Origin of the sequence: Pseudomonas sp. PA-6-3C (genome assembly GCF_021605825.1) — a bacterium.
GTDB classification, from domain to species: domain Bacteria; phylum Pseudomonadota; class Gammaproteobacteria; order Pseudomonadales; family Pseudomonadaceae; genus Aquipseudomonas; species Aquipseudomonas edaphica.
Genome location: NZ_WKDV01000091.1, coordinates 1 through 3,278 on the forward strand (window position 1 = coordinate 1; position 3,278 = coordinate 3,278).

2 protein-coding genes are annotated in these 3,278 nt (G+C 62.2%); both read left to right on the forward strand.

Annotation, left to right across the window (positions count from 1 at the left end):
- Positions 1–11: 11 nt before the first annotated feature.
- The gene (locus GIW48_RS29555) at positions 12–1,679 is read left to right on the forward strand and encodes a ShlB/FhaC/HecB family hemolysin secretion/activation protein (RefSeq protein ID WP_236490698.1); all 1,668 of its coding nucleotides are present in this window, start codon (positions 12–14) and stop codon (positions 1,677–1,679) included.
- 33 nt (positions 1,680–1,712) lie between these two features.
- A partial coding sequence (locus GIW48_RS29560) for a filamentous hemagglutinin N-terminal domain-containing protein (RefSeq protein ID WP_236472988.1) occupies positions 1,713–3,278 on the forward strand: 1,566 nt, incomplete at its 3' end.

Below are 3,278 nucleotides of genomic sequence, written 5' to 3' on the forward strand. Positions count from 1 at the left end.
TTTTTTTCTGCCTGGGCACCGCCGGATTAGCGCACGCCGCGCCCCCGCAGAGCACCCCCGGCATCACCGACCTGATCCGCGACCGTCAGGACCGCCTGCTCGAAGAGCAGCAGCGGCGCCTCGAAGAACTCAAGGATCTGCCCGGTAAATCCGCCGCCCCTGCAGCTCCGGCGACGCCTGCCGACACCCGTTGCTTCCCGATCAAAACCATCGAGCTCGCAGGCGCCGACGCCCTGTCCGTAGACGAGCGCAACGCGCTGATCAAGCCTTACATCGGCCAATGCCTCGGCGTGCCGCAGCTCAACGAAGTGCTCAAGGTCATCACCGACCGCTACCTGGCCAAGGGCCTGGTCACCAGTCGCGCTTATCTGCCACAGCAAGACCTTTCCAGCGGCAACCTCAAAATTCAGGTAGTCGAGGGCAAGCTCGAAAGCCTGAAAGGCGCCGAAAGCAGCGGCATCACCGACCGCCAACTGGCGATGAGCTTTCCCGGCAAACAAGGCGAGTTGCTCAACCTGCGTGAAATCGAGCAGATGGTCGATCAGCTAAACCGTTTGCCCTCGAACCAGGCGCAGATGGAACTGGCGCCGGGCAAGGCCGTGGGCGGCAGTGATGTACTGGTCAAAAACACCCCGCAAAAGCCCTGGCGTGTCGGCCTGTCGCGGCACAACGGCGGCCAGCGCAGCACCGGCGAACAACAGTGGGGCGCCAGCCTCGACTGGGACAACCCGCTGGGCCTGGCCGACCAACTTTCGTTGCGTGGCGGCCACGATGCGGTTAGCGATCACCAGAAAACCTCGCGCAATTCGATGCTCAACTACAGCTTGCCCTTCGGCTGGTGGAACCTCACCTACAGCTACACCGAAAGCGAATACCGCTCTCGGGCCGAGGCCAACAACTTCAAGTTCAAGCAGACCGGCGACAGCCAGAGCCACCAGTTGCGCCTGGAGCGTGTCGTTCACCGCGACGCCTTGAGCAAAACCTCCCTGAGCACCGGCGTCGCCTACCTGCGCACCAATAACTTCATTGAAGACAGCAAGCTGGCGCTGAGCAGCAACCGCCTCAGCGAAGCCCAGTTCGGCATCAACCACGGCCGACGTATCGGCAGTTCATTTCTCAACATCGACCTCGGCATGCAAGACGGCATCGGTGCCTTTGACGCCCAGGCCAATCACCACCCCCGGAACGGCCAGGCCGATGCGCGCTACCGCAAATACACGGCCACCGTCAGCTACCTGTACCCGTTCAAGCTGTGGGGCGAGTCCTTGAGCTTCAGCAGTTTGATGACCGGCCAGCACAGCGAAGATGTGCTGTTCAGCCCGCAGCGCATGAGCCTGGGTGGGCAGTCGTCGATCCGTGGCTACAAGGACCAGATGCTGTCCGGCGACAGCGGCGGCTACTGGCGCAACGACCTGCGCTGGAGCCGCCCGGTGACCTGGGCCTGGCTGCAACCGGTGCTCAGCGAATACGGCACCAGCCTCGGTTATGACCAGGGCGTGATCAGCCGCGACCGTTACAACGCCGAGCAGCATGGGCGCATGAGCAGCAACTCGGTGGAGCTGTTTGCCCGTGGCAAAAACGTCGCCGCCAGCGTGACCTTTGCCCACTCTTTGGAACGACCGGCCGCTATCACAGAGCGTGAAGCGCCGATCTATTTCCGTATGGATTTTTTCCTTTAATTTTTTTACCGCCTTCGGGTATCGAGACACAACATGGACGTTCGCCAGTTCGCTTTCCTCGCGCGCCAGCCTTCTGCTGCCGTAAAAAGCCGTTCCCACTTTTTGGGGCTGCCTAAACGCGGGTTGGCGTTGATCCTGGCCAACGCGATGTTCTGGCACCCGTTGCTGGCCCAGGCCGACGGCATTGTGGTCAGTGCGCCGGGCACAGGCCTCGCGCAGGCGGGCAATGGCGTGCCCATCGTCAATATCGCCGCACCGAATGCCAATGGCCTCTCGCACAACCAATTTCATGACTATAACGTCGGTGCCAACGGCGTCATCCTCAACAACGCCACCGACCGCACCCAGGCCACACAACTGGGCGGCATCATTGTCGGCAACCCGAACCTGCGCGGCACCGCTGCCAATATCATCCTCAACGAAGTCAACGGTGGCAGCCCCAGCCAACTGCGCGGCTACACCGAAGTGGCGGGGCAGTCGGCCCATGTGATTGTCGCCAACCCGTATGGCATCAGTTGCAACGGTTGCGGCTTTATCAACACGCCGCAAGTCACGCTGACCACCGGTAAAGCGGTGATCGAAAACGGCCAGATCAGCCGCTATCAAGTCGATCAAGGCAACGTCGCCATCGAAGGCGCGGGCCTCAACGCGACCAATGTCGACCAGTTTGAAATCATCACCCGCGCTACCACCATCAATGCGCAGATCCAGGCGAAAAAACTCACCATCGTCGCCGGGCGCAACGATGTCGACGCACGCACTTTAAATGCCACCGCACGGGCGGCCGACGGCAGCCAGGCGCCAGACCTGGCGATTGACTCGTCGGCGTTGGGCGGCATGTATGTGGGCGCGGTCAAGCTGATCGGCACCGAGGCCGGTGTGGGCGTGAAGCTGTCGGGCGATATGGTCGCCGGTGGTGATATCCAGATTGATGCTGCGGGCAATGTGGTCATGGGCACAACCACGGCAGGCACCTCTGTCGCCGTCAAAGCGGCCAGCTTGCAAGCCAAGGCGGCGGTCTACGCCGGTACTGATCTGTCGGTAAAAACCCAGGGTGCGCTCACCACGCAACAAACCCTGGCCGCCAAGGACAGCATCGCGCTGGACGCCGGCGGCCGCTTGACCAACAACGGGATCATCGAAGCAGGCGTCAACGCCGATAACAGCCGCAATGCCCAGGGCGATGTACGCTTGACCGCGCAGGCCATCGACAATACCGGCAAAACCGTGATCGCCAGCCGCGACCTCAGCGTCAACAGCGGCGAACTGGCCAACCAGGGCGGTACCTTGAGCGCCCGGCGCGACGCACAGTTGACGGCCACGCAGATCGACAACCAGAACCAGGGCCGCCTCCTCAGCGCAGGCAGTCTTGGGATCACCGCCGGGCAACTGCTCAACAGCCAAGGTGGTTTGGTCACCAGCACCGGCAACCTCACGGCGGGTATCGGGCAACTGATCAACCGCAACGGCGAGCTGTCGAGCCAGGCGCAGGTCACGCTGCAACTGAATGAACTGGATAACGTCGCCGGCCTGGTCTCGGCCGGCCAATCGCTGAGCCTGAATGCGACGGGGCTGATCAATAACCAGGGCGGGCGAATT